The sequence below is a fragment of the Pseudomonas capsici genome (assembly GCF_017165765.1).
GTDB classification, from domain to species: domain Bacteria; phylum Pseudomonadota; class Gammaproteobacteria; order Pseudomonadales; family Pseudomonadaceae; genus Aquipseudomonas; species Aquipseudomonas capsici.
On record NZ_JAFGZD010000002.1, the window covers coordinates 114,652 to 138,348 of the forward strand.

The 23,697-nt window shown below is 59.1% G+C and carries 25 protein-coding genes; 15 read left to right on the forward strand and 10 right to left on the reverse strand.

Going from position 1 to position 23,697, the window contains the following annotated elements:
* The first annotated feature begins 154 nt into the window (after nt 1–154).
* The 7 genes from mreC to tldD all read left to right on the forward strand — a co-directional run bounded on the left by mreC (nt 155) and on the right by tldD (nt 10,158).
* On the forward strand, nt 155–1,237 hold the full coding sequence (gene mreC, locus JSY17_RS03230; RefSeq protein ID WP_404823328.1) for a rod shape-determining protein MreC: 1,083 nt from the start codon (nt 155–157) through the stop codon (nt 1,235–1,237).
* Nucleotides 1,230–1,721, forward strand: a complete 492-nt coding sequence (gene mreD, locus JSY17_RS03235; protein ID WP_206400541.1) for a rod shape-determining protein MreD — start codon at nt 1,230–1,232, stop codon at nt 1,719–1,721. Before mreC ends, mreD begins: the two co-directional genes overlap by 8 nt.
* Before the next feature lie 63 nt (nt 1,722–1,784).
* Nucleotides 1,785–2,384: a Maf family protein gene (locus tag JSY17_RS03240; RefSeq protein WP_122371690.1), complete on the forward strand. Its 600-nt coding sequence runs from the start codon at nt 1,785–1,787 to the stop codon at nt 2,382–2,384.
* Nucleotides 2,381–3,838: a ribonuclease G gene (gene rng / locus JSY17_RS03245; RefSeq protein WP_117182132.1), complete on the forward strand. Its 1,458-nt coding sequence runs from the start codon at nt 2,381–2,383 to the stop codon at nt 3,836–3,838. The genes JSY17_RS03240 and rng overlap by 4 nt, the downstream gene beginning before the upstream one ends.
* A 171-nt stretch (nt 3,839–4,009) precedes the next feature.
* Nucleotides 4,010–7,825: a YhdP family protein gene (locus tag JSY17_RS03250; RefSeq protein WP_206400542.1), complete on the forward strand. Its 3,816-nt coding sequence runs from the start codon at nt 4,010–4,012 to the stop codon at nt 7,823–7,825.
* 45 nt (nt 7,826–7,870) lie between these two features.
* A complete protein-coding gene (locus JSY17_RS03255; protein WP_206400544.1) occupies nt 7,871–8,716 on the forward strand; it encodes a carbon-nitrogen hydrolase family protein in 846 nt (281 codons plus the stop codon).
* A 2-nt stretch (nt 8,717–8,718) separates the two neighbouring features.
* Nucleotides 8,719–10,158, forward strand: a complete 1,440-nt coding sequence (tldD, locus tag JSY17_RS03260) for a metalloprotease TldD (protein WP_117182134.1) — start codon at nt 8,719–8,721, stop codon at nt 10,156–10,158.
* A 45-nt stretch (nt 10,159–10,203) separates the two neighbouring features.
* Here tldD and yjgA read toward each other — a convergent pair whose 3' ends face one another.
* The gene (gene yjgA / locus JSY17_RS03265) at nt 10,204–10,725 is read right to left on the reverse strand and encodes a ribosome biogenesis factor YjgA (RefSeq protein ID WP_117165779.1); all 522 of its coding nucleotides are present in this window, start codon (nt 10,723–10,725) and stop codon (nt 10,204–10,206) included.
* 107 nt (nt 10,726–10,832) lie between these two features.
* Here yjgA and pmbA point away from each other — a divergent pair, with 107 nt between their 5' ends.
* The 8 genes from pmbA to JSY17_RS03305 all read left to right on the forward strand — a co-directional run bounded on the left by pmbA (nt 10,833) and on the right by JSY17_RS03305 (nt 16,985).
* Nucleotides 10,833–12,179, forward strand: a complete 1,347-nt coding sequence (gene pmbA, locus JSY17_RS03270) for a metalloprotease PmbA (protein WP_117165780.1) — start codon at nt 10,833–10,835, stop codon at nt 12,177–12,179.
* A 176-nt stretch (nt 12,180–12,355) separates the two neighbouring features.
* The gene (locus JSY17_RS03275) at nt 12,356–12,751 is read left to right on the forward strand and encodes a FagA protein (RefSeq protein WP_117165781.1); all 396 of its coding nucleotides are present in this window, start codon (nt 12,356–12,358) and stop codon (nt 12,749–12,751) included.
* Nucleotides 12,744–14,120, forward strand: a complete 1,377-nt coding sequence (locus JSY17_RS03280; RefSeq protein ID WP_117182136.1) for a class II fumarate hydratase — start codon at nt 12,744–12,746, stop codon at nt 14,118–14,120. Before JSY17_RS03275 ends, JSY17_RS03280 begins: the two co-directional genes overlap by 8 nt.
* Before the next feature lie 24 nt (nt 14,121–14,144).
* On the forward strand, nt 14,145–14,606 hold the full coding sequence (locus tag JSY17_RS03285; RefSeq protein ID WP_117165783.1) for a tetratricopeptide repeat protein: 462 nt from the start codon (nt 14,145–14,147) through the stop codon (nt 14,604–14,606).
* A gap of 1 nt (nt 14,607) precedes the next feature.
* Nucleotides 14,608–15,219: a superoxide dismutase gene (locus JSY17_RS03290; RefSeq protein ID WP_117165784.1), complete on the forward strand. Its 612-nt coding sequence runs from the start codon at nt 14,608–14,610 to the stop codon at nt 15,217–15,219.
* Between the two features lie 29 nt (nt 15,220–15,248).
* Nucleotides 15,249–16,136, forward strand: a complete 888-nt coding sequence (locus JSY17_RS03295; RefSeq protein WP_122371685.1) for a ZIP family metal transporter — start codon at nt 15,249–15,251, stop codon at nt 16,134–16,136.
* A 116-nt stretch (nt 16,137–16,252) separates the two neighbouring features.
* A complete protein-coding gene (locus JSY17_RS03300) occupies nt 16,253–16,435 on the forward strand; it encodes a type II toxin-antitoxin system HicA family toxin (RefSeq protein ID WP_117182203.1) in 183 nt (60 codons plus the stop codon).
* Nucleotides 16,436–16,583: 148 nt separating this feature from the next.
* A complete protein-coding gene (locus JSY17_RS03305) occupies nt 16,584–16,985 on the forward strand; it encodes a type II toxin-antitoxin system HicB family antitoxin (RefSeq protein WP_117182139.1) in 402 nt (133 codons plus the stop codon).
* Nucleotides 16,986–17,024: 39 nt separating this feature from the next.
* On the opposite strand, the gene JSY17_RS03310 is transcribed toward JSY17_RS03305, so the two are convergent.
* The 9 genes from JSY17_RS03310 to JSY17_RS03350 all read right to left on the reverse strand — a co-directional run bounded on the left by JSY17_RS03310 (nt 17,025) and on the right by JSY17_RS03350 (nt 23,648).
* Nucleotides 17,025–17,297, reverse strand: coding sequence for an HPr family phosphocarrier protein (locus JSY17_RS03310; RefSeq protein ID WP_117165787.1), 273 nt, complete (start codon nt 17,295–17,297; stop codon nt 17,025–17,027).
* Between the two features lie 15 nt (nt 17,298–17,312).
* Nucleotides 17,313–18,170: an RNase adapter RapZ gene (rapZ, locus tag JSY17_RS03315; RefSeq protein ID WP_117165788.1), complete on the reverse strand. Its 858-nt coding sequence runs from the start codon at nt 18,168–18,170 to the stop codon at nt 17,313–17,315.
* A 2-nt stretch (nt 18,171–18,172) separates the two neighbouring features.
* Nucleotides 18,173–18,637, reverse strand: a complete 465-nt coding sequence (gene ptsN / locus JSY17_RS03320; protein WP_117165789.1) for a PTS IIA-like nitrogen regulatory protein PtsN — start codon at nt 18,635–18,637, stop codon at nt 18,173–18,175.
* Between the two features lie 10 nt (nt 18,638–18,647).
* Nucleotides 18,648–18,956 carry a ribosome hibernation-promoting factor, HPF/YfiA family gene (hpf, locus tag JSY17_RS03325; protein WP_025261779.1) on the reverse strand — a complete coding sequence of 103 codons (309 nt, stop codon included), beginning with the start codon at nt 18,954–18,956 and terminating at the stop codon, nt 18,648–18,650.
* Nucleotides 18,957–19,032: 76 nt separating this feature from the next.
* Entirely contained in the window at nt 19,033–20,526 is a 1,494-nt protein-coding gene (locus JSY17_RS03330) for an RNA polymerase factor sigma-54 (RefSeq protein ID WP_117165790.1), read from the reverse strand.
* 184 nt (nt 20,527–20,710) lie between these two features.
* Entirely contained in the window at nt 20,711–21,436 is a 726-nt protein-coding gene (gene lptB / locus JSY17_RS03335; RefSeq protein ID WP_117165791.1) for an LPS export ABC transporter ATP-binding protein, read from the reverse strand.
* The gene (gene lptA, locus JSY17_RS03340) at nt 21,437–21,982 is read right to left on the reverse strand and encodes a lipopolysaccharide transport periplasmic protein LptA (RefSeq protein WP_117165792.1); all 546 of its coding nucleotides are present in this window, start codon (nt 21,980–21,982) and stop codon (nt 21,437–21,439) included.
* On the reverse strand, nt 21,969–22,541 hold the full coding sequence (gene lptC / locus JSY17_RS03345) for an LPS export ABC transporter periplasmic protein LptC (RefSeq protein WP_122371684.1): 573 nt from the start codon (nt 22,539–22,541) through the stop codon (nt 21,969–21,971). The genes lptA and lptC overlap by 14 nt, the downstream gene beginning before the upstream one ends.
* A gap of 132 nt (nt 22,542–22,673) precedes the next feature.
* Nucleotides 22,674–23,648, reverse strand: coding sequence for a KpsF/GutQ family sugar-phosphate isomerase (locus JSY17_RS03350; RefSeq protein ID WP_206400546.1), 975 nt, complete (start codon nt 23,646–23,648; stop codon nt 22,674–22,676).
* Nucleotides 23,649–23,697 lie beyond the last annotated feature (49 nt).

Here is a 23,697-nt window from a genome sequence, read left to right on the forward strand (position 1 = left end):
GCCGAAACAAGGTGCCTATTTCTTTCATCTGTCCAGGCCGGTTCATACCGCATGAATAACAGCCAATTGAAGCTTGATCCTTTGATCGCATGCCCGGGAGGAGCGGCCTATTAAACCGCTTTTCGCAAAAGGCCCGTCGCTGGGCGTACGTCTTCTGGTATTGGTCGTGCTGTCGGTCGCGTTGATGGTGGTGGACGCACGTTTCACTATCCTCAAGCCCGTACGCAGCCAGATGTCGCTGGTATTGATGCAGGCCTACTGGATTGTCGATCTGCCACAGCGCATGTTTCAGGGCGTTGCCAGCCAGTTCGGCAGTCGTACCGAGCTGATCGCCGAAAATGAAAAACTCAAGACCGAAACCCTGCTCCTGCAAGGTCGCCTGCAAAAACTGGCGGCGCTGACCGAGCAGAACGTTCGTCTGCGCGAGTTGCTCAACTCTTCGGCGCTGGTCAACGAGAAGGTTGAGGTCGCCGAGCTGATCGGCATGGACCCGAACCCTTTCACTCACCGCATCATCATCAACAAGGGCGAGCGCGATGGCGTGGTCCTTGGGCAGCCGGTGCTCGATGCCCGTGGCCTGATGGGGCAGGTGGTCGAGCTGATGCCCTATACCTCCCGTGTCCTGTTGCTGACCGACACCACCCATAGCATTCCCGTACAGGTCAACCGCAACGGTCTGCGCGCCATTGCCAGTGGCACCGGCAACCCGGAGCGCCTGGAGTTGCGGCATGTGGCGGATACCGCAGACATCAAGGAAGGCGACCTGCTGGTCAGTTCCGGCCTGGGTCAGCGTTTCCCGGCGGGCTATCCGGTGGCGACGGTCAAGGAAGTCATTCATGACTCCGGCCAACCGTTTGCCATTGTGCGCGCCGTTCCCACTGCTGCCTTGAACCGCAGCCGCTATCTGTTGCTGGTGTTCTCCGATGGGCGCTCGCCGGAAGAGCGCGCTGCCGATGCGGCGCAGGCTCAGGAATCTCTCGACAAGGGCCTTGAGCCGACCGTAGCGCCAACGCTCCCACCGCTGTCACCGGCTTTCCCGATGGTGCCGGTGCCAACGATGCCATCATTCCCGACCGGCACCACCCACGCCAGACCGGCTACCCACGGCACTTCGGCCCCGGCTGCAACTCCGGCTCCGGCCACCCAGCAGGCGCCTGCACGGCCTGCTGCAAGGCCAGCCATGTCACAGCCCCCGGCGTCTCCACCTTCCAACTCTCGGGAGCGAATCGATGGTTAGTCATGTCTCCGGGCGCAATGGCTGGGTTGTCTGGCTTACCTTCGTCATCGGCCTGCTGTTGAGCATTTCGCCACTGCCGCAGTTCATGGAAATCTTTCGTCCGCTGTGGCTGGCGCTGCTTCTGAGTTTCTGGGTTCTGGCCCTGCCGCATAAAGTCGGCATGACCACCGCCTGGCTGCTGGGCCTGATGGAAGATGTGCTATATGGCAACTATCTGGGGCAGAACGCACTGACCCTGACGCTGATCGTTTTTCTGGTCATGTCCTTGCAGCAGCGTCTGCGCATGTTCCCCATGTGGCAGCAATGTCTGGTGCTGCTGGTGGTCTTTGGTCTGGCGCAGCTCGTGCAGCTGTGGATCAGCGCCTTGAACGGCAATCGACAGCCAACGCTGGCGCTTGTGCTGCCCGCGCTGGTCAGCGCCCTGTTGTGGCCATGGGTGAGTTATGGTCTGCGTGGGTTGAGCAAGCGTTTGAAAATCAACTAAGCGCAGCGTGAGCGCAGGACTGCGTCGTGCTGCGCTTATCGTCACAGACACGGAGATGTCCTTATGCCCTTGCTCTATCTGGCTTCTGGCTCACCGCGCCGGCGTGAACTGCTCACTCAGATCGGTGTGCCTTTCACTGCGCTGAGTGCGCAAATCGACGAAACCCCTCTGAACGATGAAGCCCCGGCGGCCTATGTCGAGCGTCTGGCGCTTGGCAAGGCCGCAGCCGGTCTGGCATTGCTGGGCGATGAAGATGCCTGTGTGCTGGGTGCCGATACCGCCGTGGTGCTGGACGGTCGCATTCTGGGCAAGCCGGTTGATCGGGACGATGCGCTGGCCATGCTGGCTGCGTTGTCCGGGCGTGAACATCAGGTGCTGACCGCCATTGCGCTGATCGATCGGCAGCGCAGCGAGACTCGTGTCGTGACCAGCCGTGTGCGTTTTCGCACGATCGAACCTCATGAAGCGCGGACCTACTGGGCCAGCGGCGAGCCCCGGGACAAGGCGGGCAGTTATGCTGTTCAGGGGCTGGCAGCGATTTTCGTCGAAGAGCTGCATGGCAGCTATTCTGGAGTCGTTGGGCTACCTCTGTGCGAAACCGCAGACCTGCTGGGCAGTTTCGGCATACCCTGTTGGCAAGGCCTGGAAGGTGAAAAGCCATGAGTGAAGAGATTCTGATCAATATCACCCCGATGGAGTCGCGGGTGGCAGTGGTGGAAAACGGTGTCCTGCAGGAGGTCCATGTCGAGCGGACCCAGCGTCGCGGCATCGTCGGCAATATCTACAAAGGCAAGGTGGTGCGGGTGCTCCCCGGCATGCAGGCTGCGTTCATCGATATCGGTCTGGATCGCGCGGCCTTCATTCATGCGTCGGAAATCTCCATGCGTGAAGGCCCGGCGGTGGAAACCATCAGTTCCCTGGTTCATGAAGGCCAGAGTCTGGTGGTGCAGGTCACCAAGGACCCGATTGGCAGCAAGGGCGCACGCCTGACCACGCAACTGTCGATTCCCTCGCGCTATCTGGTGTACATGCCGCGTACGGCTCATGTGGGTATCTCCCTGAAGATCGAGGACGAGGGCGAGCGCGAACGACTCAAGAAGGTGGTCAGCGATTGCGTGGCCCTTGAAGGCATCAAGGAGTCGGGCGGTTTTATCCTGCGTACCGCCGCCGAAGGTGCGGGTGCCGATGAAATCCTCATGGATATCCGTTATCTGCGCAGGCTGTGGGATCAGATCGGCGAGCAGATCAAGACCATCAGTCCGCCCAACGTGATCTACGAAGATCTGGGGCTGGCGTTGCGTACTCTGCGCGATCTGGTCAGCCCGCGCATCGAGAAGATTCGTATCGACTCCCGGGAAACCTTCCAGAAAACCACGCAGTTCGTGGCCGAGCTGATGCCGGAAATCGCCGACCGCCTTGAGCATTATCCCGGCGAGCGTCCGATCTTTGATCTGTACGGCGTGGAAGACGAAATCCAGAAGGCGCTGGAGCGCAAGGTGCCGCTCAAGTCGGGTGGCTATCTGGTGGTCGACCCTGCCGAGGCGATGAGCACCATCGACGTCAACACCGGTGCGTTCGTCGGCCATCGCAATCTGGAAGAAACCATCTTCAAGACCAACCTGGAGGCCGCGACGGCCATTGCGCGGCAACTGCGTCTGCGCAATCTGGGCGGCATCATCATTATCGACTTCATCGATATGGAAGATGGCGAACACCAGCGTCAGGTCCTGCGTACTCTGGAAAAACAGCTGGAGCGCGATCACGCCAAGACCAACATCATTGGTATCACCGAGCTTGGGCTGGTGCAGATGACCCGCAAGCGCACCCGTGAAAGTCTGGAGCAGGTGCTGTGCGAGCCCTGTCACTGCTGCCAGGGACGCGGCAAGCTCAAGACCCCGGAAACCATCTGCTACGAGATTTTCCGTGAGATCCTGCGCGAGGCCCGGGCCTATCAGGCGGTGGGCTATCGGGTACTGGCCAATCAGCGCGTTGTGGACCGGCTGCTCGATGAGGAGTCGGGTAATGTGGCAGAACTGGAGAGCTTTATCGGACGCACCATTCGTTTTCAGGTAGAAACCATGTATTCGCAGGAACAATATGACGTGGTGCTGCTCTGAAGTTGCTCGTGTCGTGAAAGCCTGATGCTCACGCCGACGAGTCGTATGTCCTTATAACGAGAATGATGCGTGGTAAATGAGCAAAACCTGTACCGGGCCGCACCTGCACTATTGAGCCAGGTTTATTTCAGCACTGCTGACTGGCTGACTTTATTGCGGAGGGCTCTCTGAATGGAGCGTCTGTCCCGTTTCTTTTCTGCCCTGACTCGCTGGGGGCTTGGTCTTTGCGCGCTGGCGCTGATTCTGGCCGCCTTGTATGTGAGCCTGGGGCGTCAGTTGATGCCCATGGTCGCCGAGTATCGGGTCGATGTGGAAACCCGTGCCAGTGCAGCGCTTGGCATGCCGTTGAGCATCGGCAGTCTGGAAGGAAGCTGGAGCGGGTTTTCTCCGGTGCTGGTTGCCCATGATGTGATGGTGGGCGAGGGCTCCAGTGCCCTGCGTCTGGATCAGGTCACGGTATTGCCTGATATTCCAGGCAGCCTGAAGGCCCGGGATGTGCGAATCGCTCATCTTGAAGTCGGCGGTCTGCAGGTCATTCTCAAGCAGGACAAGGACGGTGCCTGGGCAGTCCAGGGCCTGCCTGTTCAGGACGACGCACCTCTCGATCCCGAGAAACTGCTCAACCAGATGCAGATCGTGTCGCGCCTGTCGCTGCTCGACAGTCAGGTGACGCTGCAGCCTTTCGACGAGTCGCCGCTGACCCTCACCTATGTCAATTTCACCCTGATGACCGGCAGTTATCATCAGCGCCTCGATGCACGCATGACCCTTCCGGACGGCCAGCCGGTGAGCCTGAACCTGCGCTCGCGAATTCAGGCCAGCCAGTGGAAGGATGGCGAAGCCGACCTGTATCTGAGCCTGCCTCAGAGCGACTGGGCCAAATGGCTGCCCAAGGCCCTGACCCGTGAATGGAAGGTTTCCACCCTCAAGACCGGTGGCGAGTTCTGGCTGAGCTGGGGCAAAGGCACGGTGCAGAGCGGTGTCGCGCGCCTCAATGCACCCCGGATCAAGACGGGCTATGCCGAGCGCAAGCCTGCCGTTATCGACAATCTGGCCCTCAATGCCTGGTTCCAGCGCAGCGATACAGGTTTTGACCTGACGCTGGATTCGCTGGCCATGAGCCTGGGCAAGGATCGCTGGGAAAGCCGTATGAAGCTGACCCGGACGGCCGCTACTGCTGATCGGGAAGAACTCTGGCATGTGCAGGCCGACAGGCTGGACCTGACGCCGGTCACGCCGCTGCTCGATTCCGTCGCTCCGCTGCCGGAAGGTTTTCGCACGGCGCTCAACAATCTCAAGGCTACCGGTGGCCTGCGCAATGTCCTGCTCGATTACCGGCCTCAGGCAGAGGGCGACAAGCGCCTGAGCTTTGCTGCCAACCTGGACAGGGTGGGTTTCAACGCCTATCACGGCGCTCCGGCAGCCGGAAACGTCAGTGGCGCCATCAGCGGTGATCTGGGACAGGGTGAGCTGCGTCTGGCCACCGACGACTTCATGCTGCATCTGGACCCGATCTTCAAGAATCCCTGGCATTACCTCAAAGCCAATGCGCGCCTGACCTGGAAACTGGACGATCAGGGCTTCACTCTTATTGCGCCTTACATCAAGGTGCTGGGCGAAGAGGGCAAGATTGCCGCCGACTTCCTGATTCGCCTGCATTTCAGTCACGACCAGGAAGACTACATGGACCTGCGGGTCGGCATGGTCGATGGCGACGGTCGTTATACCGGCAAGTACCTGCCAGCGGTGCTGAGCCCGGAACTGGACAAGTGGTTGCGCACGGCAGTGGTGGGCGGTGCGGTCAATCAGGGTTTTTTCCAGTACCAGGGCTCGCTGAACCATGGTTCCCCGGACACGGCTCGTGTCATCAGCCTGTTCTTCGATGTGCATGATGCCACTCTGGACTTCCAGCCGGGCTGGCCATCGCTCAAGGGTGTCGATGGCCAAGTCTATGTGGAGAACAGTGGTGTGAGGGTCAAGGCCAGTAAAGGCCAGTTGCTCAATACCCAGGTCAGCAAGGTGTTGGTGAACATTCCCCATGTGCCCGCCGGTCAGCCGAGTCATTTGTTGGTGGATGGCGAGTTTGCCGGTACTGTGGCCGACGGCATGAAAATTCTTCAGGAAGCGCCCATCGGCACCGGCAAGACCTTTGCTGGCTGGCAGGGCGAAGGGCCGCTCAAGGGCAAGCTGAAGCTGGATATCCCGCTGGCCAAAGCGGTTGAGCCCAAGGTCGCGGTGGATTTCAGTACCGAAGGCGCACGCCTGAAAATCGCCGATCCGGTGCTGGAGCTTACCCAGCTCAAAGGTGATTTCCGCTTCGACAGTGCCAAGGGCGTGAGCGGCAAGGGAATTCGTGCCCAGGTCTTTGATCGTCCGGTGACGGCCGAGGTCTTTGCCGAAGGCAAGCCCGGTGCCAATGTGACTCGTGTTGCGGGCAGCGGGCAGGTCGCACTGAAAAAACTCACCGAATGGTTGGGCATTACCCAGCCGTTGCCGGTGTCAGGCGATTTGCCTTATCAACTGCAACTGACCCTCAACGAGGGCGACAGCTCGTTGCTCATCAATTCCGGGCTCAAGGGGGTGACGGTCGATCTGCCGGCACCGTTCGGCAAGGCCGCCGAAGAAGAGCGGGACAGTGAGTTTCACATGACGCTGCAAGGAGCCGAGCGACGCTTCGATGCAGCGTATGGCGGGTTGGCGAATCTGGCTTTTGCCACGCCGGCTGGCAAGTTTAACGAGGGACGCGGTGAGCTGTTTCTGGGCCAGGGGAACGCTGTCGTTCCCGATGCCAAGGGGTTGCGCATACGCGGCAACCTGTCGGAGCTGGATGTTGCGCCCTGGCAAGCGATTGCACAGCGTTACTCGGGTAACGATCCTGGCGGCAGTGCCAGACAGTTGCTCAGTGGCGTGGACCTGCAGGTCGGCAAGCTGACGGCAATGGGCACTACTCTGGATCAGGCTCGTGTGCAGTTGCAGCGTAACGCCGCTGCCTGGGCGCTTTCTCTGGACAGTGCCCTGGTCAAGGGTTCTGCCACGCTGCCCGACAGCAAATCCGTGCCCATTGGCATTGACCTGCTGTATGTGCGCCTGCCTGCTCCCGATCCAAATGCTGCCGTGGTCGAAAATCCGCCTGATCCACTGGCCGATGTTGACCCGAGCAAGATTCCCGCGACGGATATCAAGGTTGCCCAGTTGTTTCAGGGCGATCAATTACTGGGTAGCTGGGCCTTGAAGATCAGGCCTTCGGCAACCGGCATTCGCCTGTCCGACATGAACCTTGAACTCAAGGGCATGTTGCTCAAGGGCGAAGGCAGTTGGGAAGGCGCGCCCGGCACGAGCAGCAGTTGGTTCAAGGGTCAGATCAGCGGCAACAATCTGGCCGATGTCCTCAAGGCCTGGGGCTTTGCGCCCACGGTCACCAGCGAAAGCTTCGAGATGGACGCCGATGGCCGCTGGCCGGGGTCGCCTGCCTGGGTCGGACTCAAGCGTTTCTCCGGCAGCCTTGACGCCACATTGCGCCAGGGGCAGTTCGTTGAAGTGGAAGGCGGTGCTCAGGCCTTGCGGGTGTTCGGCCTGTTGAACTTCAACTCCATTGGCCGTCGTCTGCGCCTGGACTTCTCCGACCTGCTGGGCAAGGGCCTGAGTTACGATCGGGTCAAAGGCTTGCTGGTGGCCAGTGACGGCGTTTACGTCACGCGCAAGCCCATTACCCTGACGGGCCCGTCGAGCAATCTTGAACTCAACGGCACACTTGACATGGTGCGTGACCGGGTCGATGCCAAACTGCTGGTGACCTTGCCGGTGACCAACAACCTGCCGATTGCCGCGCTGATTGTCGGTGCTCCGGCCATCGGCGGTGCGCTGTTTCTGGTGGACAAGTTGCTGGGTGATCGCGTTGCGCGTTTTGCCAGTGTGCAGTACAAGGTCGAAGGGCCCTGGAAAGAGCCGAAGATCACCTTCGACAAGCCTTTTGAAAAACCTCAATAGCGCGTCATGGAGTACAGTGGCGGCAGGCCATTTAAGGGAAGTGCCATGTCTTTTGCCGTGATTCAGATGGTCAGCCAGAGCAATGTGCAGGACAATCTCGCCCAGGCCCGCAGGCTGTTGGAGCAGGCTGCCGAAAGCGGGGCGCGTCTTGCGGTGCTGCCCGAGAACTTTGCCGCCATGGGACGTCGTGACATTGCCGATATCGGTCGTGCCGAGGCCCGTGGGCAAGGCCCGATCCTGCCATGGTTGAAACGGGCTGCCCGTTACCTCAAGTTATGGATCGTGGCCGGAACCTTGCCACTGCCGCCCGATGACCAGCCCGATGGCAAGGTCACGGCCTGTTCGTTGCTGGTGGACGAGCAGGGTGAACAGGTGGCCCGCTATGACAAGCTGCATCTGTTCGATGTCGACGTCGCAGACAATCGTGGTCGCTATCGTGAGTCCGATGACTATGCTCATGGGAACAACGTGGTGGTTGCCGACACCCCGGTAGGCCGTTTGGGCCTGAGTGTCTGCTACGACCTGCGTTTCCCGGAGCTTTACACTGCCCTGCGCGAAGCCGGGGCTGAATTGATTACCGCGCCTTCGGCCTTCACGGCTGTGACCGGCGCGGCGCATTGGGAGGTCCTGATCAGGGCGCGAGCCATCGAAACCCAGTGTTATATGCTGGCGGCCGCCCAGGGCGGGACTCATCCGGGACCTCGGGAAACATACGGGCACGCGGCAATTGTCGATCCATGGGGTCGCGTGCTGGGCCGGCAGGAGCAGGGTGAGGCTGTGCTGCTGGCTGAGCGGGACAATGAAGAACAGGCGTCCATCAGGGCGCGGATGCCGGTGTCCAGTCACCGGCGCTTTTTTTCGCAGGACGCCGTGCGGCCTGCTTCGGAGTGAATATGAGTGGCTTGTCCTCTGTCAGCGAACATCTTCTGGCGCCCGGTGGCTTGACTCTGGACAGCCTGCAATCGGTTCTGGGCGAGCTGGCCGGCCCGGGAATCGATGCGGCTGACCTTTACTTTCAGGGGATGATCTCTGAGTCCTGGTCTCTGGAGGATGGCATCGTCAAGGAAGGCAGCTTCAACCTTGACCAGGGCGTCGGGGTGCGTGCGCAATCGGGTGAGAAAACCGGTTTCGCCTACAGCAATGCCATCACCCAGGAAGCCTTGAACACGGCAGCCCGTGCCGCTCGCTCGATTTCCCGTGCGGGCCAGAACGGCCGGGTCCAGGCATTCACCTCGCAGGACGTGGCCCAGTTGTATGCGCCGGACAACCCGCTGGAAGTGCTGACCCGTGCCGAGAAGGTCGAACTGCTCAAGAGCGTCGACGTCGCCACTCGTGCCCTGGACCCACGTATCCAGAAGGTATCGGTGAGCATGTCCGGTGTCTGGGAGCGGATTCTGGTGGCTGCCGCCGATGGCACGCTGGCTTCCGATGTGCGACCGCTGGTGCGTTTCAATGTCAGCGTCATCGTCGAGCAGAACGGTCGCCGCGAGCGCGGCGGCCATGGTGGCGGCGGGCGTACCGACTACCGTTATTTCCTCGCTGAAGACCGCGCCATGAGCTACGCCCGCGAGGCGCTGCGTCAGGCTCTGGTGAACCTTGAAGCGATTCCGGCACCGGCGGGCACCTTGCCTGTGGTACTGGGTTCCGGCTGGTCCGGTGTACTGCTGCACGAAGCGGTCGGCCATGGCCTGGAAGGCGATTTCAACCGCAAGGGCAGTTCAGCCTACAGCGGCCGGATTGGCGAAAAGGTTGCTTCCAGCCTCTGCACCATCGTCGATGACGGTACGCTGGCCGGTCGTCGCGGCTCGCTCAGCGTGGACGATGAAGGCACCCCGACCGAATGCACGACCCTGATCGAGAACGGCATTCTCAAGGGCTACATGCAGGACAAGCTCAATGCGCGCCTGATGGGTGTCGCTCGCACGGGTAACGGTCGTCGCGAATCCTATGCGCATCTGCCGATGCCACGCATGACCAACACCTACATGCTGGGTGGCGAGAGTGATCCGCAGGAAATCATCGCTTCGGTGAAGAAAGGTATTTATTGCGCCAATCTGGGCGGTGGTCAGGTCGACATCACCAGCGGCAAGTTCGTGTTTTCCACCAGCGAAGCCTACCTGATCGAAGACGGCAAGATCACCGCTCCGGTCAAGGGTGCGACCCTGATCGGCAACGGACCTGAAGCCATGAGCCGGGTGTCGATGGTCGGCAACGACATGTCTCTGGACAGCGGCGTGGGTGTCTGCGGAAAGGATGGCCAGTCAGTACCGGTAGGTGTCGGTCAGCCGACTCTGAAGATCGATGCGATCACGGTCGGTGGCACTGGCGGGTGAGGATGTGACGGGGCTGACTGACAGCAGTCAGCCCCATGGTCGCGATCAACGCAGACCGCGTTGAATCTCGTCCAGATCACGGATGTATTTGAAGATTTTGCGGCTGGTGGCCGGCGGTTTGTTGCGTGCAACTTCGTGTTGAGCCTGACGGATCAATGAGCGCAGTTGCTGGCGGTCAGCATCCGGGTAGTCGATGACGAACTTTTCCAGATCGCCGTCGTTGCCCGAGATCAAACGATCACGCCAGCGCTCCAGAGCGTGGAAGCGTTCGTTGTACTGGCGAGTGGAGGCATCGAGTTGGTCCAGCAATTCCAGAATGGCTTCCTGGTCCTGATCGCGCATCAGCTTGCCGATGAACTGGATGTGGCGCTTGCGGGCAATGTGCGCGGTGTGCTTTGGCGCATCGGCCAGAGCCTTGCGCAAGGCGTCGGTCAGAGGCAGCTTGGCCAGTACATCGGGTTTGAATGTCGTCAGTCGCTCGCCAAGATCAACCAGAGCATGCAGCTCGCGTTTTACCTGGCTTTTGCTTTTCTCCCCGTCGAGGGAGTCGTCGTAAGAATCAACCATGGGGGCCGTCCGCAAATAAACGCCGCCATGATAACCAGTCGAGGGCCGCTTGTCCGGTCCGGTCGGTATTCGGCGTGTGCCGAAAGCAGAATTTGATGGAGAAAATCATGAGTGCAACCCAAAGCGTCGGCCCTCAGGCCTTGCCCGAACTGCAGGAACAGGTCGAGCAGATCATTGCCGAAGCCAGGCGTCAGGGCGCCAGTGCCTGTGAAGTTGCGGTGTCGCTGGAGCAGGGGCTGTCGACATCCGTTCGTCAGCGCGAAGTGGAAACCGTAGAGTTCAACCGCGACCAGGGTTTTGGTATCACCCTGTATCTGGGGCAGCGCAAGGGTTCTGCCAGCACCTCGGCCAGTGGCGCTGACGCCATTCGCGAAACCGTGGCTGCGGCATTGGCCATCGCCAGACATACCTCCGAAGACGAAAGCTCCGGTCTGGCCGATGCCGCGCTGATGGCCAGGGAAAACAAGGATTTCGATCTGTACCACGCTTGGGACATCACGCCCGAGCAAGCGATCGAGAAAGCTCTGATATGCGAAGCCGCAGCCTTTGATGCCGACAGCCGGATCAAGAACGCTGATGGCACCACGCTCAACACCCATCAGGGTTGCAGGGTCTATGGCAACAGCAATGGTTTCATCGGTGGTTACGCTTCGACACGTCACAGCCTCAGTTGCGTGATGATCGCCGAAGGCGAAGGTCAGATGCAGCGTGATTACTGGTATGACGTCAACCGTATCGGCACCTTGCTGACGGATGCCCAGAGCATCGGTCGCAAGGCCGCGCAACGTGCCGCCAGTCGTCTGGGCGCGCGTCCGGTTCCGACCTGTGAGGTTCCGGTGCTGTTCTCTGCCGAGATGGCGGGTGGACTGTTTGGCAGCCTGCTGTCGGCGATTGCCGGTGGCAACCTGTACCGCAAGTCTTCGTTCCTGGAAGGTACTCTGGGGGAGCGCCTGTTTCCTGAGTGGATGACCATCGACGAGCGTCCCCATCTGATGCGCGCCATGGGCAGTTCCGCTTTCGATGGCGACGGTCTGGCGACTTATGCCAAGCCGTTCGTGGAAAACGGCACGCTGGTTTCCTACATCCTGAGCACTTACTCAGGCCGCAAACTGGGTCTGCCCAGCACGGCGAACGCCGGTGGCGTGCATAACCTGTTCGTCACTCACGGCAGTGAAGATCAGGCTGCGCTGATCCGGCGCATGGGACGCGGCCTGTTGGTCACCGAGCTGATGGGCAGTGGTCTGAACATCGTGACCGGCGATTACTCCCGCGGTGCAGCGGGTTTCTGGGTCGAGAACGGTGAGATTCAGTTCCCGGTTCAGGAAGTCACCATTGCCGGCAATATGCGTGAAATGTTCAAGCAGATTGTCGCGATTGGCAGCGATCTTGAATTGCGCAGCAACATCCGTACAGGCTCGGTGCTGATCGAGCGCATGACTGTCGCGGGTAGCTGACCCCTCTTCGCGAATGAATTCGTTCCTCCCGGTCCGGGAGCGAATTCATTCGCGAATCCCCATCCCTCCGAATCCCTTCTCAATCCCTCTGCGCAAAGCTCACTTTAAACTCCACACTTGTTTTGATTCTTAATCTCATTCAATAATGAATATCATTTCCAAAATGAGATGCGGTCATGGGGTCTGTGTTACACGAGCTGCCTTACCTGGAAAACTGGCGCGGTCTGAGTCTGCGGATTCGCTGTGCCCTTGAGCCTGACGAACCGCGCCTCATCGATCATTACCTGGCAGAAGGGCGCTATCTGGCGCGTTTCACGGCTACGCCACAGATCCTGATCGCCGAAACCACTTTCCGCCTGTTGATGGACACCGCGCGCGACACGGTCCTGCCGTGGCACTGGCGCTGCCTGTGTCTGGATCAGGCCTGGCGGCCTCTGCGCGACGTAAAGGCGCTGGCTTCCACACCCGCACGACAGCAACGCTGGGCAGCCTGCGCGCATCAACTGGCTTCCTGCGTTTTGCAGCCTTCGATTTCTCTCACTGAACTGGTGCAAGGATATTCCGATGAGTAATACCCGTATCGAACGCGACAGCATGGGCGAACTGCAGGTCCCGGCCGAGGCCTTGTATGGCGCACAGACTCAGCGTGCGGTGGATAACTTTCCAATCAGCCAGCAACGCATGCCGAAGCAATTCATTCGTGCCCTGTTACTGGCCAAGGCTGCTGCTGCCCAGGCTAACCTCGAATTGGAGCAGATCAGCGAAGGGCAGAGCAAAGCCATCGTAAGCGCGGTGAAAGAGCTGCTGGCCGGTGATTTCATGACTCACTTCCCGGTGGATATCTACCAGACGGGGTCCGGCACCAGCACCAACATGAATGCCAACGAGGTGATTGCCACCCTGGCGACCCGAGTGCTGGGGGAGACGGTCAACGCGAACGATCACGTCAACTGTGGTCAGAGCAGCAACGACATTATCCCGACCACCATCCACGTCAGTGCGGCCCTGGCCCTGCATGAGCAACTGCTGCCGGCCCTGAATCATCTGGTCCAGGTCACCGAGCACAAGGCTGTGCAGGTACACGACTTCGTCAAGACCGGCCGCACCCACTTGATGGATGCCATGCCGGTCCGCCTGAGCCAGGTCCTCAATGGCTGGGCACAGCAGATTCGCGCCAATATCGAGCACCTGCAAGGTCTGCAACCCAGCCTGCAGGCGCTGGCTCAGGGCGGCACAGCTGTCGGCACCGGCATCAACGCGCATCCTGAATTCGCAAAACGTTTCAGCACGCACTTGAGCGCCCTGAGTGGCGTGCAGTTCGAGCCTGGCAAGGATCTTTTCGCCCTGATCGGCTCCCAGGACACCGCCGTTGCGGTTTCCGGGCAACTCAAGGCAACAGCCGTTTCCCTGATGAAAATTGCCAATGACCTGCGCTGGATGAACTCTGGCCCGCTGGCCGGTCTGGGTGAGATCGAATTGCAAGCCTTGCAGCCGGGCTCCTCGATCATGCCGGGCAAGGTCAATCCGGTGATCCCCGAGGCGACTGCCATGGTTGCAGCGCAGGTCATCGGCAACGATGCGGCCATTACCGTCGCGGGTCAGTCCGGTAACTTCGAGTTGAATGTGATGCTGCCGATCATCGCCCAGAACCTGCTCAGCAGTATCGAATTACTGGCCAACTCCAGTCGTCTGCTGGCGGACAAGGCGATAGCCAGCTTCAAGGTCAACGAAGCTAAGCTCAAGGAAGCCCTGTCGCGTAATCCGATTCTGGTGACTGCGCTCAATCCGATCATCGGCTACCAGAAGGCCGCCGAAATCGCCAAGAAGGCGTACCAGCAAGGACGTCCGATCATCGATGTAGCCCTTGAACACACCGATTTGCAGCGCAGTCAGCTGGAAGTGCTGCTCAATCCCGAAAAACTCACTGCTGGCGGCATCTGATTCAAGCCCGTCTGGAGGTATGTCATGCAGCATTGGAAACGCACCATCGAACTGGCCAATCGCTGTTTCAATCAGGGGGAGTGGGTCGAGGCTCGCGAGCTCTACCTTCAGGCGCTGGCGCTGGCTCAAGTGCTGTTCGAGCGCTGGCCGGATGCCGACGAAGCGGTGGCGGCCTGTGTCATTTCCCATCACAACCTGGCCGATCTGCACCTGAGCCTGGGCCAGCCGGAGGAGAGCGCCGAGTACCTGTGCGCGATCCACCAGCACCTGCTGCAGACCATGCAGGACCCGCGTCTGCCCAAGGCCCTGCGCGAAGCCGCGTTGCGCCACAGCAACAAGACCTATGCCGAACTGTTGGGCTTCATCGGCGAGCACGGCGAATACCCAAGAACGCATCGGTTGCTGAACAGCAACAACGAGCATACGCGCTCATCGTTGCAGCGAGATTCCGCCGCCAGTCCTGGCCTTTTCTACGGAGCACATTGAAATGCCTTACACCTTGCCTGCACTGCCTTACGCTTACGATGCCCTGGAGCCGCACATCGATGCGCAGACCATGGAAATCCATTACACCAAACACCACCAGACCTACATCAACAACCTCAACGCCGCTGTCGAGGGCACCGAATTCGCTGAGTGGCCCATCGAGAAACTGGTGGCCAGCGTTCAGCAATTACCGGAAAAACTGCGCCCGGCGGTTATCAACCAAGGTGGCGGCCATGCCAACCACTCCCTGTTCTGGACCGTCATGGTTCCCGGCGGCGGTGGCCTGCCTCAAGGCGAAGTTGCCAAGGCCATCGACGAGCAACTGGGTGGTTTCGACAGCTTCAAGGACGCTTTCACCAAGGCTGCCCTGACTCGTTTCGGCAGTGGCTGGGCCTGGTTGAGCGTGACGCCCGAGAAAAAACTTGTGGTGGAGAGCAGCGGCAACCAGGACAGCCCCTTGATGAATGGCAATACGCCGATCCTCGGCCTGGACGTCTGGGAACACGCTTACTACTTGCTGTACCAGAACCGTCGTCCCGAATACATCAACGCGTTCTACAACGTGATCAACTGGGATGAGGTGTCCCGGCGCTACCAGGCCGCTGTGGCCTGATTCTCCAATAAAAAGACCTAAGGCAGTTTATGCGTTCGGAAATACTCACAGTCAGCAGCGTGCGGTTGTTTCGTCTGGCGATCGGGACAGTTCTGCTGTTGGCCGGTATGGCATTGCTGGGCGCGCAAGGACTGGCCTGGCTCGATCTTGAGCCGCGCTTGATGCGGGCGCTGGAAGGCGGTGCGATCTGTGCCCTGGGCACTGCATTGGGGGCGGTTCCGGTGCTGGTGATCCGCAACATGCCGATCATGGTGTCCGATGGGCTGCTCGGCTTTGGTGCTGGTGTCATGCTGGCAGCAACTGCGTTTTCCCTGATCGTGCCGGGGCTTGAGGCTGCCGAAGGTCTTGGTTTTTCATCCTGGGGCGCGGCGGGCCTGATCAGCACCGGCATCGTTCTGGGCGCGCTGTGCCTGTTTACGGTCGATTACAGCGTCTCGAAAGGGTCGTCTGTGGGCGGTACCGCAGATCATCCCGGGATCGCTCCGCGAATCTGGTTGTTCGTGATTGCCATCGTGGCGCACAACATTCCGGAAGGGATGGCCATTGGCGTATCGGCGGGCGGGGGGCTGTCGGAAGCCGACAGCCTGGCTATCGGAATCGCCTTGCAGGACGTGCCTGAAGGGCTGGTAATCGCCATGGTGCTGGCAGGTGCGGGCATGTCACGGGGCAAGGCATTTCTGATCGGGGCCGCCTCGGGTCTGGTCGAGCCGCTGTTTGCCGTGCTGGGGGCCTGGCTTGTCGGGATTGCCGAGCAACTGCTGCCGTTCGGCCTGGCCTTGGCCGCAGGAGCGATGCTGCTGGTGGTCACCCACGAGATCATTCCGGAATCGCGTCTGAACGGGCACAACAAAATCGCCAGTCTGGGATTGATTGTGGGGTTCTGTCTGATGATGGCGATGGATACGGCGCTGGTTTGAGAGCGGTTCTGGCATCGTGAGGGGGGGGGGAAATATTTTGTGATGTGTGTATTCGACTTTGACGGTGTCGCCATGCGTGTGTATCGTACACAACATAAGGCGTGGTGATGGACCAGATGCGAAGTCGTGATGTGATTGAAATGATTGAGGCGGATGGATGGTTCGAAGTGGCGGTGAAGGGAAGTCATCACCAGTTCAAACATCCAACCAAAAAAGGACGGGTGACTGTTCCACACCCCAAGTCTGAAATAGCTAAAGGAACGCTACACAACATATTGAAAAGCGCCGGCCTCAAATGAGTTCGGAGTGATTACCGAATGCCCAGCATGGTATCGGTAAAGTGGTACTGGGCGACTGAGCGGCCTCAAGGGGCTCTCAAACCTGCAGTGGCTGCTCTCAAGTGCTCTGTGTAACGAGCGCTTTAATTCTCAAGGGAGAATTACGTGAATGAAATTTCCAGTCGTAATACATAAAGACGCCGACTCTGATTTTAGTGTGACTGTGCCCGATGTGCCTGGATGCTTCTCGGCTGGTACTACCTTCTCGCAAGCGCTTGAAAATGTACGCGAAGCACTGGCACTGCACTTGGAGGGGCTCGTAGCTGATGATGAGGCTTTACCGCAGGCGCAAGAAGTAGACGTGCATCTCGGTAATCCGGATTATGCAGATGGCATATGGGCTTTGGTTGACTTTGACTTGACCCCTTATCTGGGGAAGTCGGTGAGGTTTAACGCCTCTTTGCCAGAGCATCTTCTGAATAGAATTGATGAGCGAGTTCAGAAGGATCACCGATACGCTTCGCGATCAGGTTTCTTGGCAACTGCCGCATTGAGAGAACTGTGTGCCTGATTGAACAGGGCGCCATCGGCGCCCTTTCTTTTAAAACCCTTACTCGCCCTCATCGAACTTGTTATTGATCAGTTCGACCAGCCCGTCCAGTGCTTCCTGTTCGCTTTCGCCTTCGGTCAGCAGGTGAATGTCCGTGCCTTTACCGGCTGCCAGCATCATCACGGCCATGATGCTTTTGCCGTCGACCATGCTCTGCGGTGAGCGGCCAACTCTGATCTGGCAAGGAAACTTGCCTGCGACGCCAACGAACTTGGCGGCCGCGCGGGCATGCAGGCCCAGTTTGTTGATGATGGTGATTTGACGAGCGGGCATCGCAGTGAAAATCCTTCAGCTGAGGTCGCGGTGGCGGACCTGAACGTTCTTGAGTGATTGTTGCAGGACCTGACCCAAACGTTCTGTCAGGTAGACGGAGCGATGATGCCCGCCTGTGCAGCCAATAGCGATTGTGACGTATGAGCGGTTGCTGGCAGCAAAACGAGGCAGCCACTTGTTGAGATAGGAGAAAATGTCCTGGAACATTTCTTCGACATCGGGCTGGGCTGCCAGGTATTCGACAACGCAGGCGTCAAGACCCGAGTGATCGCGCAATTCCGGCTTCCAGTACGGGTTGGGCAGGCAGCGCACATCGAATACAACGTCGGCGTCCACAGGCATACCGCGTTTGAAGCCGAACGACTCGATCAGGAAGGCGGTACCGGCTTCAGGCCTGTTCAACAGTCGAAGCTTGAGGGTGTCGCGTAACTGATAGAGGTTCAGGTGCGTGGTGTTGATCTTGAGATCGGCCAGATCGATGATTGGCCCCAGTAGTGTCGTTTCGTCGTGTATGGCTTCTGCCAGCGAACGATTGGCCGTGCTCAGTGGATGACGACGGCGGGTTTCGGAGAAGCGTTTGAGCAGCGTCGCTTCGTCGGCATCCAGATAGAGCACGTCGCACTGGATGTTGAGTGCGCGAAGCTCTGCGAGGATTTGCGGGAAGCGCGTCAGGTGGCTCGGCAGGTTACGTGCGTCGATGGACACCGCCAGCAGGGGCTCTGCCAGTTCGCTGTTCATCAGCGCGCGTTCTGCCAGTTCCGGAAGGAGTCCGGCAGGAACGTTGTCTACGCAATAGAAGCCGTTGTCTTCCAGCACATTCAGAGCTGTGCTCTTGCCGGAACCCGAGCGACCACTGACGACGATCAGGCGCATGATCAATGTCCGTTCTGTACGTCCAGTACCACTTTATAAAGCGTTTCACCGCTTTCGGCACTGCGTAGGCGGTCGCGCACTTCTGTGCGGTCAAGCATGCTGGCGATCTGGCGCAGCAGCTCCAGGTGTTCGTCGGTGGCAGCTTCCGGGACGAGCAGGACAAACAGCAGGTCAACCGGAGCACCATCGATGGCGTCGAAATCGATAGGCGATTCCAGACGCATGACTGCGCTTACAGGCGTTTCACAGCCTGCAAGGCGGCAATGGGGGATGGCAATGCCGTTGCCGAAACCGGTAGATCCCAGTTTTTCGCGGGCAACAAGGCTTTCAAACACACTTTGCTGGTCCATGCTCGGTACTTCTCGACCGATCAGGTTGGCAATTTGTTCGAGTACACGTTTTTTACTGCCGCCCGACACGTTCACGCATGAACGGCCGGGGGTCAGGATGTTTTCAAGTCGGATCATTGAATGAGTGTCAGCGAGCTGTCGCACCTTTAAGGATGTTCTGCTGCTTCTCCTTGTGCTTGAGCAATTGTCTGTCGAGCTTATCAGTGAGAAGGTCGATGGCCGCGTACATGTCGTCATGTTCGGCGTTGGCTACGACCTCTCCACCATGGATGTGCAGTGTGGCTTCGATCTTCTGTTTGAGCTTCTCGACAGCCAGCGTGACCTGCACATTAGTAATCTTGTCAAAATGCCCTTCGAGCTTCTTGAGCTTGAGCTCCACGTATTCGCGAAGGGGCTTGGTCACTTCCAGTTGGTGTCCACTGATATTGACTTGCATACAGCTTTCTCCTTTGCCAGTGCATAAAGAAGCAGGAGTTCATTCCTGCCGCTGGAACGCTGTGGCTCTGCCTGCATCACATCAGTCGCTTGCGCTCGCTCGAAGGTGCGATCCCGAGCGATTCGCGGTACTTGGCAACTGTGCGACGGGCTACTTGAATGCCTTGTGCCTCCAGTAAACCAGCGATCTTGCTATCACTCAACGGCTTTTTCTGATTTTCCGCTGCAACCAGTTTCTTGATGATTGCGCGAATGGCCGTCGAAGAGCATTCCCCGCCTTCGGACGTGCTTACATGGCTGGAAAAGAAGTATTTCAGCTCGTAAATACCCCTTGGGGTATGCATGAACTTCTGGGTGGTCACGCGGGAAATCGTCGATTCGTGCATGCCGACCGCTTCGGCGATGTCATGCAGGACGAGCGGCTTCATGGCCTCGTCGCCATACTCGAGAAAACCGCGCTGGTGTTCGACGATCTGGGTGGCGACCTTCATCAGGGTTTCGTTGCGGCTTTGCAGGCTCTTGATGAACCAGCGGGCCTCCTGCAACTGATTGCGCATGAAGGTGTTGTCGGCGCTGGTATCGGCCCGGCGCACAAAACCGGCATATTGCGGATTGACCCGCAGGCGCGGCACGGATTCCTGATTCAGCTCCACCAGCCAGCGTTCGTTGTCCTTGCGCACGATCACGTCGGGTACGACGTATTCGGCTTCGGTCGATTCGATCTGCGAGCCGGGACGCGGGTTGAGGCTCTGGACCAGTTCGATGACCTGGCGCAGTTCGTCTTCCTTGAGCTTCATGCGGCGCATGAGCTGGGTATAGTCGCGGCTGCCCAGCAGGTCGATGTAGTCAGTGACCAGGCGCTGGGCTTCGCTCAGCCAGCGGGTCTTGGCCGGCAGTTGGCGCAGTTGCAGCAGCAGGCATTCGCTCAGGTTGCGTGCGCCGATACCGGCTGGCTCGAATTGCTGGATACGGTGCAGAACGGCTTCGATCTCGTCGAGTTCGATATCCAGTTCGGGGTCGAAGGCTTCGACGATTTCCTCGAGGGTTTCGTCGAGGTAGCCCTGATTGTTGATGCAGTCGATCAGAGTGACGGCAATCAGCCGGTCCTTGTCGGACATCGGCGCCACATTCAATTGCCACAACAGGTGGCTTTGCAGGCTTTCGCCAGCGGAAGTGCGGGTGGTGAAGTCCCATTCGTCGTCATCGTTGCTGGGCAGGCTGCTGGCGCTGGTCTGATAGACATCTTCCCAGGCGGTGTCGACGGGCAATTCGTTTGGAATGCGTTCGTTCCATTCGCCGTCTTCCAGGTTGTCCACGGTGGGTGCGGACTCCTGATAGCTGGGCTCCTGGATCTCGGTGCTGGGCTTCTGCTCGATGTTGTCGGCCAGAGGATCTGAGTTGTCGAAGTCGTCGCCTTCCTCCTGGCGTTCCAGCATAGGATTGGATTCCAGTGCTTCCTGAATCTCTTGCTGGAGGTCCAGGGTCGATAACTGGAGCAAGCGGATAGCCTGTTGCAGCTGCGGCGTCATCGTCAGCTGCTGGCCCATTCTCAAGACTAGCGATGGTTTCATGGCAGGGGCTAAACACCTTATTCGCCGGCGCACATGCGCCATCCACTACAGGGCGCCGAAGCGCCAACTTAAGCAAGTTATATGCCTGAATCTGAAGTGTTTGCCTAGAGCGTCATGACAAAAAATGCATTGTCAACAGGATGCTCGGGCAAAGCTCGCATCAAGAGAGCTCACACAGGATCGACTACAGGCGGAACTCGTGGCCGAGGTAGACCTCTTTCACCAGTTGGTTGGCCAGAATGGTTTCCGAGTCGCCTTCGGCAATCAGTTGCCCGTCGTTGACGATGTAGGCGGTTTCGCAGATGTCCAGGGTTTCGCGGACGTTGTGATCGGTGATCAGCACGCCGATGCCCTTGGCTTTCAGATGATGAATGATCTGTTTGATATCGCCCACCGAGATGGGGTCCACGCCTGCGAAGGGTTCATCGAGCAGGATGAACTTGGGAGCGGTAGCCAGTGCCCGTGCAATTTCCACGCGGCGGCGCTCACCACCCGACAGGCTCATGCCCAGGTTGTCGCGGATGTGGGTGATGTGGAATTCCTGAAGCAGGCTTTCCAGTTCCTTGCGACGTGCGGCTGCGTCGAGTTCCTTGCGGGTCTCGAGGATGGCCATGATGTTGTCGGAAACGGACAGCTTGCGAAAGATCGAGGCTTCCTGGGGCAGATAGCCGATACCGGCGCGGGCACGACCGTGCATCGGCTGGTGGCTGACATCGAGATCGTCGATCAGGACGCGGCCCTGATCGGCCTGCACCAGGCCGACGATCATGTAGAAGCAGGTCGTCTTGCCGGCACCGTTGGGGCCGAGCAGGCCTACGATCTGACCGCTGTCGATGGACAGGCTTACGTCGCGTACGACCTGACGACTCTTGTAGCTTTTAGCCAGATGCTGGGCTTTAAGCGTCGCCATTTACTGGGCCTTCTGCTGTTCGGTTTTCTTTTTGGGCTGGATGACCATGTCGATCCGTGGACGCGGTGCAGTCACTTTGGCGCCGCCATTGGCGCGGCCAGCGGTGACGACCTGCTTCACGGTGTCATAGACGATCTTCTCGCCTTCGGAGGTATTGCCGTCGTTGATGACCTTGGCCTTGTCGATCAGCACGATGCGGTCCTGTGCCGCGTAATACTGGATGGTGACGCCATAGGCCTGCACGATCGGCTTGTCTACCGAGGGTTTCTGCTCGTAATAGGCCAGGTTGCCGACGGAGGTGAATACGTCGACTTCGCCCTGTGCGTTACGAGTGATGGTCACGGTGTTGCCGGTGATCTTCATCGAACCCTGAGTGATGATCACGTTGCCCTTGTAGGTGGCAACGCCTTTCTTGTCATCGAGCTGCGCATCGTCAGACTGGATGTGGATCGGCTGATCGCGGTCGGTTGGCAGGGACCAGGCGCTCGGGCTTCCCAGTGCTGCGCCCAGGCCGAGCAAAAAAGGAAGAGTTTTAACGAGACTCATACTGTCCTCTTACGTTGGACAGCAGGTCCATCCTGCCGTCGTTCAAATACGCTTTCATTCCCTTGGCTGTCGTTACACCGCCAGCGGCGTCGATTCTAACCACTTGCTCGGTCTGCGCATATTGCTTCTGTGGGAATACGGTCATACGACTGCTGGTAATGATAGTCGTACGCTGCTTTTCATCGGTACGTGCAACACGCACGGAGTCGATCAGTTCGACTTCGGTGCCGCCCGGCGAGACCTCGCCACGCTCGCTCTGTACGTGCCACGGGAACAGGGTGCCGCGGTACATGTGCAGGTCGGGCTTGGTCAGCAGGGTGATGTCCGTGGCCTTGACGTGCTCGACCTTGTCGGCAGTCATGTCGTATTGCATCTTGCCGTCGGGCAGATACTGCACGCTATGGGCATTGATGGCGTAATAGTCGATGGCGGTGTCGTCGGTGGTGGCGACAGGCTGGTCCATGAAGCTTTCCGGGCTGATATTCCAGTAGCCGACTGCAGCAAGCAGCAGCGCCAGTACCCCGAAGGTCAGAAACGTGCGTATTTTCTTACTGAACATAGAAAAGGCTTCCATAAGGGTGCATGGCGGGCTGCTTCAGCGCTGTTGCCCGGCGCGCAGGCGACAAGTCTGGCCGATCGTGACCCTGGCAGGTGATGTGTTCCCGGTTCGGAAAAAGCACGATAGTGGCCATTACATGACACCCGCTCGCAGCAGATCCTGCAGGTTGAAGGCACCTGTCGGGCGGTCGGTGGCGTCGACCACTATCAGCGCGCCGATCTTGTGGTCTTCCATGATTTTCAGGGCTTCTGCGGCCAGCATGTCGGCATGTACCGTCTTGCCGTGAATGGTCATGACTTCATCGATGGTGGTTTCGCGAATATCGATCGGGCGATCCAGGGTGCGGCGCAGGTCGCCGTCGGTGAAGATCCCGGCAAGCTTGCCGTCGGCGTCGACGATTGCGGTCATGCCCAGGCCCTTGCGGGTCATTTCCAGCAAGGCATCACGTAGCGGTGTGCCACGCAGCACCTTGGGCAGGGCGTCACCGGTGTGCATGACGTTCTCGACTTTCAGAAGCAGGCGTCGGCCCAGTGCGCCGCCCGGATGCGAGAATGCGAAGTCTTCGGCGGTGAAGCCGCGAGCTTCGAGCAGGGCAACAGCCAGGGCGTCGCCCATGACCAGGGCCGCGGTGGTCGATGAGGTGGGTGCCAGGTTCAGCGGGCAGGCTTCGTGTTCTACCTGAACGTTGAGGTTGACATCGGCGGCCTTGGCCATGATCGAGGCCGGGTTGCCCGTCAGGCTGATCATCTTGATGCCCAGGCGCTTGATCAGGGGCAGCAGGGTGACGATTTCATTGGTCGTGCCGGAGTTGGACAGGGCCAGAATGATGTCGTCGCGGGTGATCATGCCCATGTCGCCATGACTGGCTTCGGCGGGATGCACGAAGTACGAGGTCGTGCCGGTACTGGCCAGGGTGGCGGCGATCTTTCTGCCGATGTGCCCTGACTTGCCCATGCCGACCACTACGACGCGTCCCTTGCTGGCCAGAATCATTTCGCACGCGCGCACGAAATCGGCATCGAGATGGCCGAGCAAGCCTTGTATGGCTTCCATTTCGAGGCGGATGGTTCGTTGCGCGGATTGAGTCAGGTCGCTGGATCGGGTCATATCTTGAATTAGTCGGCTTGCTGAAAGGCGGCGATTATAGCGGTAATGT

Bases quoted from the DNA above. Each gene is read 5' to 3' on its own strand.
- lptB (WP_117165791.1), bottom strand. From the start codon at position 21,436: ATGGCGACGCTTAAAGCCCAGCATCTGGCTAAAAGCTACAAGAGTCGT.
- JSY17_RS03280 (WP_117182136.1), top strand. From the start codon at position 12,744: ATGAGTAATACCCGTATCGAACGCGACAGCATGGGCGAACTGCAGGTC.
- JSY17_RS03285 (WP_117165783.1), top strand. From the start codon at position 14,145: ATGCAGCATTGGAAACGCACCATCGAACTGGCCAATCGCTGTTTCAAT.
- rapZ (WP_117165788.1), bottom strand. From the start codon at position 18,170: ATGCGCCTGATCGTCGTCAGTGGTCGCTCGGGTTCCGGCAAGAGCACA.
- JSY17_RS03240 (WP_122371690.1), top strand. From the start codon at position 1,785: ATGCCCTTGCTCTATCTGGCTTCTGGCTCACCGCGCCGGCGTGAACTG.
- tldD (WP_117182134.1), top strand. From the start codon at position 8,719: ATGAGTGGCTTGTCCTCTGTCAGCGAACATCTTCTGGCGCCCGGTGGC.
- JSY17_RS03290 (WP_117165784.1), top strand. From the start codon at position 14,608: ATGCCTTACACCTTGCCTGCACTGCCTTACGCTTACGATGCCCTGGAG.
- hpf (WP_025261779.1), bottom strand. From the start codon at position 18,956: ATGCAAGTCAATATCAGTGGACACCAACTGGAAGTGACCAAGCCCCTT.
- JSY17_RS03330 (WP_117165790.1), bottom strand. From the start codon at position 20,526: ATGAAACCATCGCTAGTCTTGAGAATGGGCCAGCAGCTGACGATGACG.
- mreD (WP_206400541.1), top strand. From the start codon at position 1,230: ATGGTTAGTCATGTCTCCGGGCGCAATGGCTGGGTTGTCTGGCTTACC.
- JSY17_RS03295 (WP_122371685.1), top strand. From the start codon at position 15,249: ATGCGTTCGGAAATACTCACAGTCAGCAGCGTGCGGTTGTTTCGTCTG.
- JSY17_RS03300 (WP_117182203.1), top strand. From the start codon at position 16,253: ATGCGAAGTCGTGATGTGATTGAAATGATTGAGGCGGATGGATGGTTC.
- JSY17_RS03310 (WP_117165787.1), bottom strand. From the start codon at position 17,297: ATGCCCGCTCGTCAAATCACCATCATCAACAAACTGGGCCTGCATGCC.
- JSY17_RS03250 (WP_206400542.1), top strand. From the start codon at position 4,010: ATGGAGCGTCTGTCCCGTTTCTTTTCTGCCCTGACTCGCTGGGGGCTT.
- JSY17_RS03350 (WP_206400546.1), bottom strand. From the start codon at position 23,648: ATGACCCGATCCAGCGACCTGACTCAATCCGCGCAACGAACCATCCGC.
- rng (WP_117182132.1), top strand. From the start codon at position 2,381: ATGAGTGAAGAGATTCTGATCAATATCACCCCGATGGAGTCGCGGGTG.
- pmbA (WP_117165780.1), top strand. From the start codon at position 10,833: ATGAGTGCAACCCAAAGCGTCGGCCCTCAGGCCTTGCCCGAACTGCAG.
- lptC (WP_122371684.1), bottom strand. From the start codon at position 22,541: ATGTTCAGTAAGAAAATACGCACGTTTCTGACCTTCGGGGTACTGGCG.
- lptA (WP_117165792.1), bottom strand. From the start codon at position 21,982: ATGAGTCTCGTTAAAACTCTTCCTTTTTTGCTCGGCCTGGGCGCAGCA.
- JSY17_RS03255 (WP_206400544.1), top strand. From the start codon at position 7,871: ATGTCTTTTGCCGTGATTCAGATGGTCAGCCAGAGCAATGTGCAGGAC.
- ptsN (WP_117165789.1), bottom strand. From the start codon at position 18,637: ATGATCCGACTTGAAAACATCCTGACCCCCGGCCGTTCATGCGTGAAC.
- yjgA (WP_117165779.1), bottom strand. From the start codon at position 10,725: ATGGTTGATTCTTACGACGACTCCCTCGACGGGGAGAAAAGCAAAAGC.
- JSY17_RS03275 (WP_117165781.1), top strand. From the start codon at position 12,356: ATGGGGTCTGTGTTACACGAGCTGCCTTACCTGGAAAACTGGCGCGGT.
- JSY17_RS03305 (WP_117182139.1), top strand. From the start codon at position 16,584: ATGAAATTTCCAGTCGTAATACATAAAGACGCCGACTCTGATTTTAGT.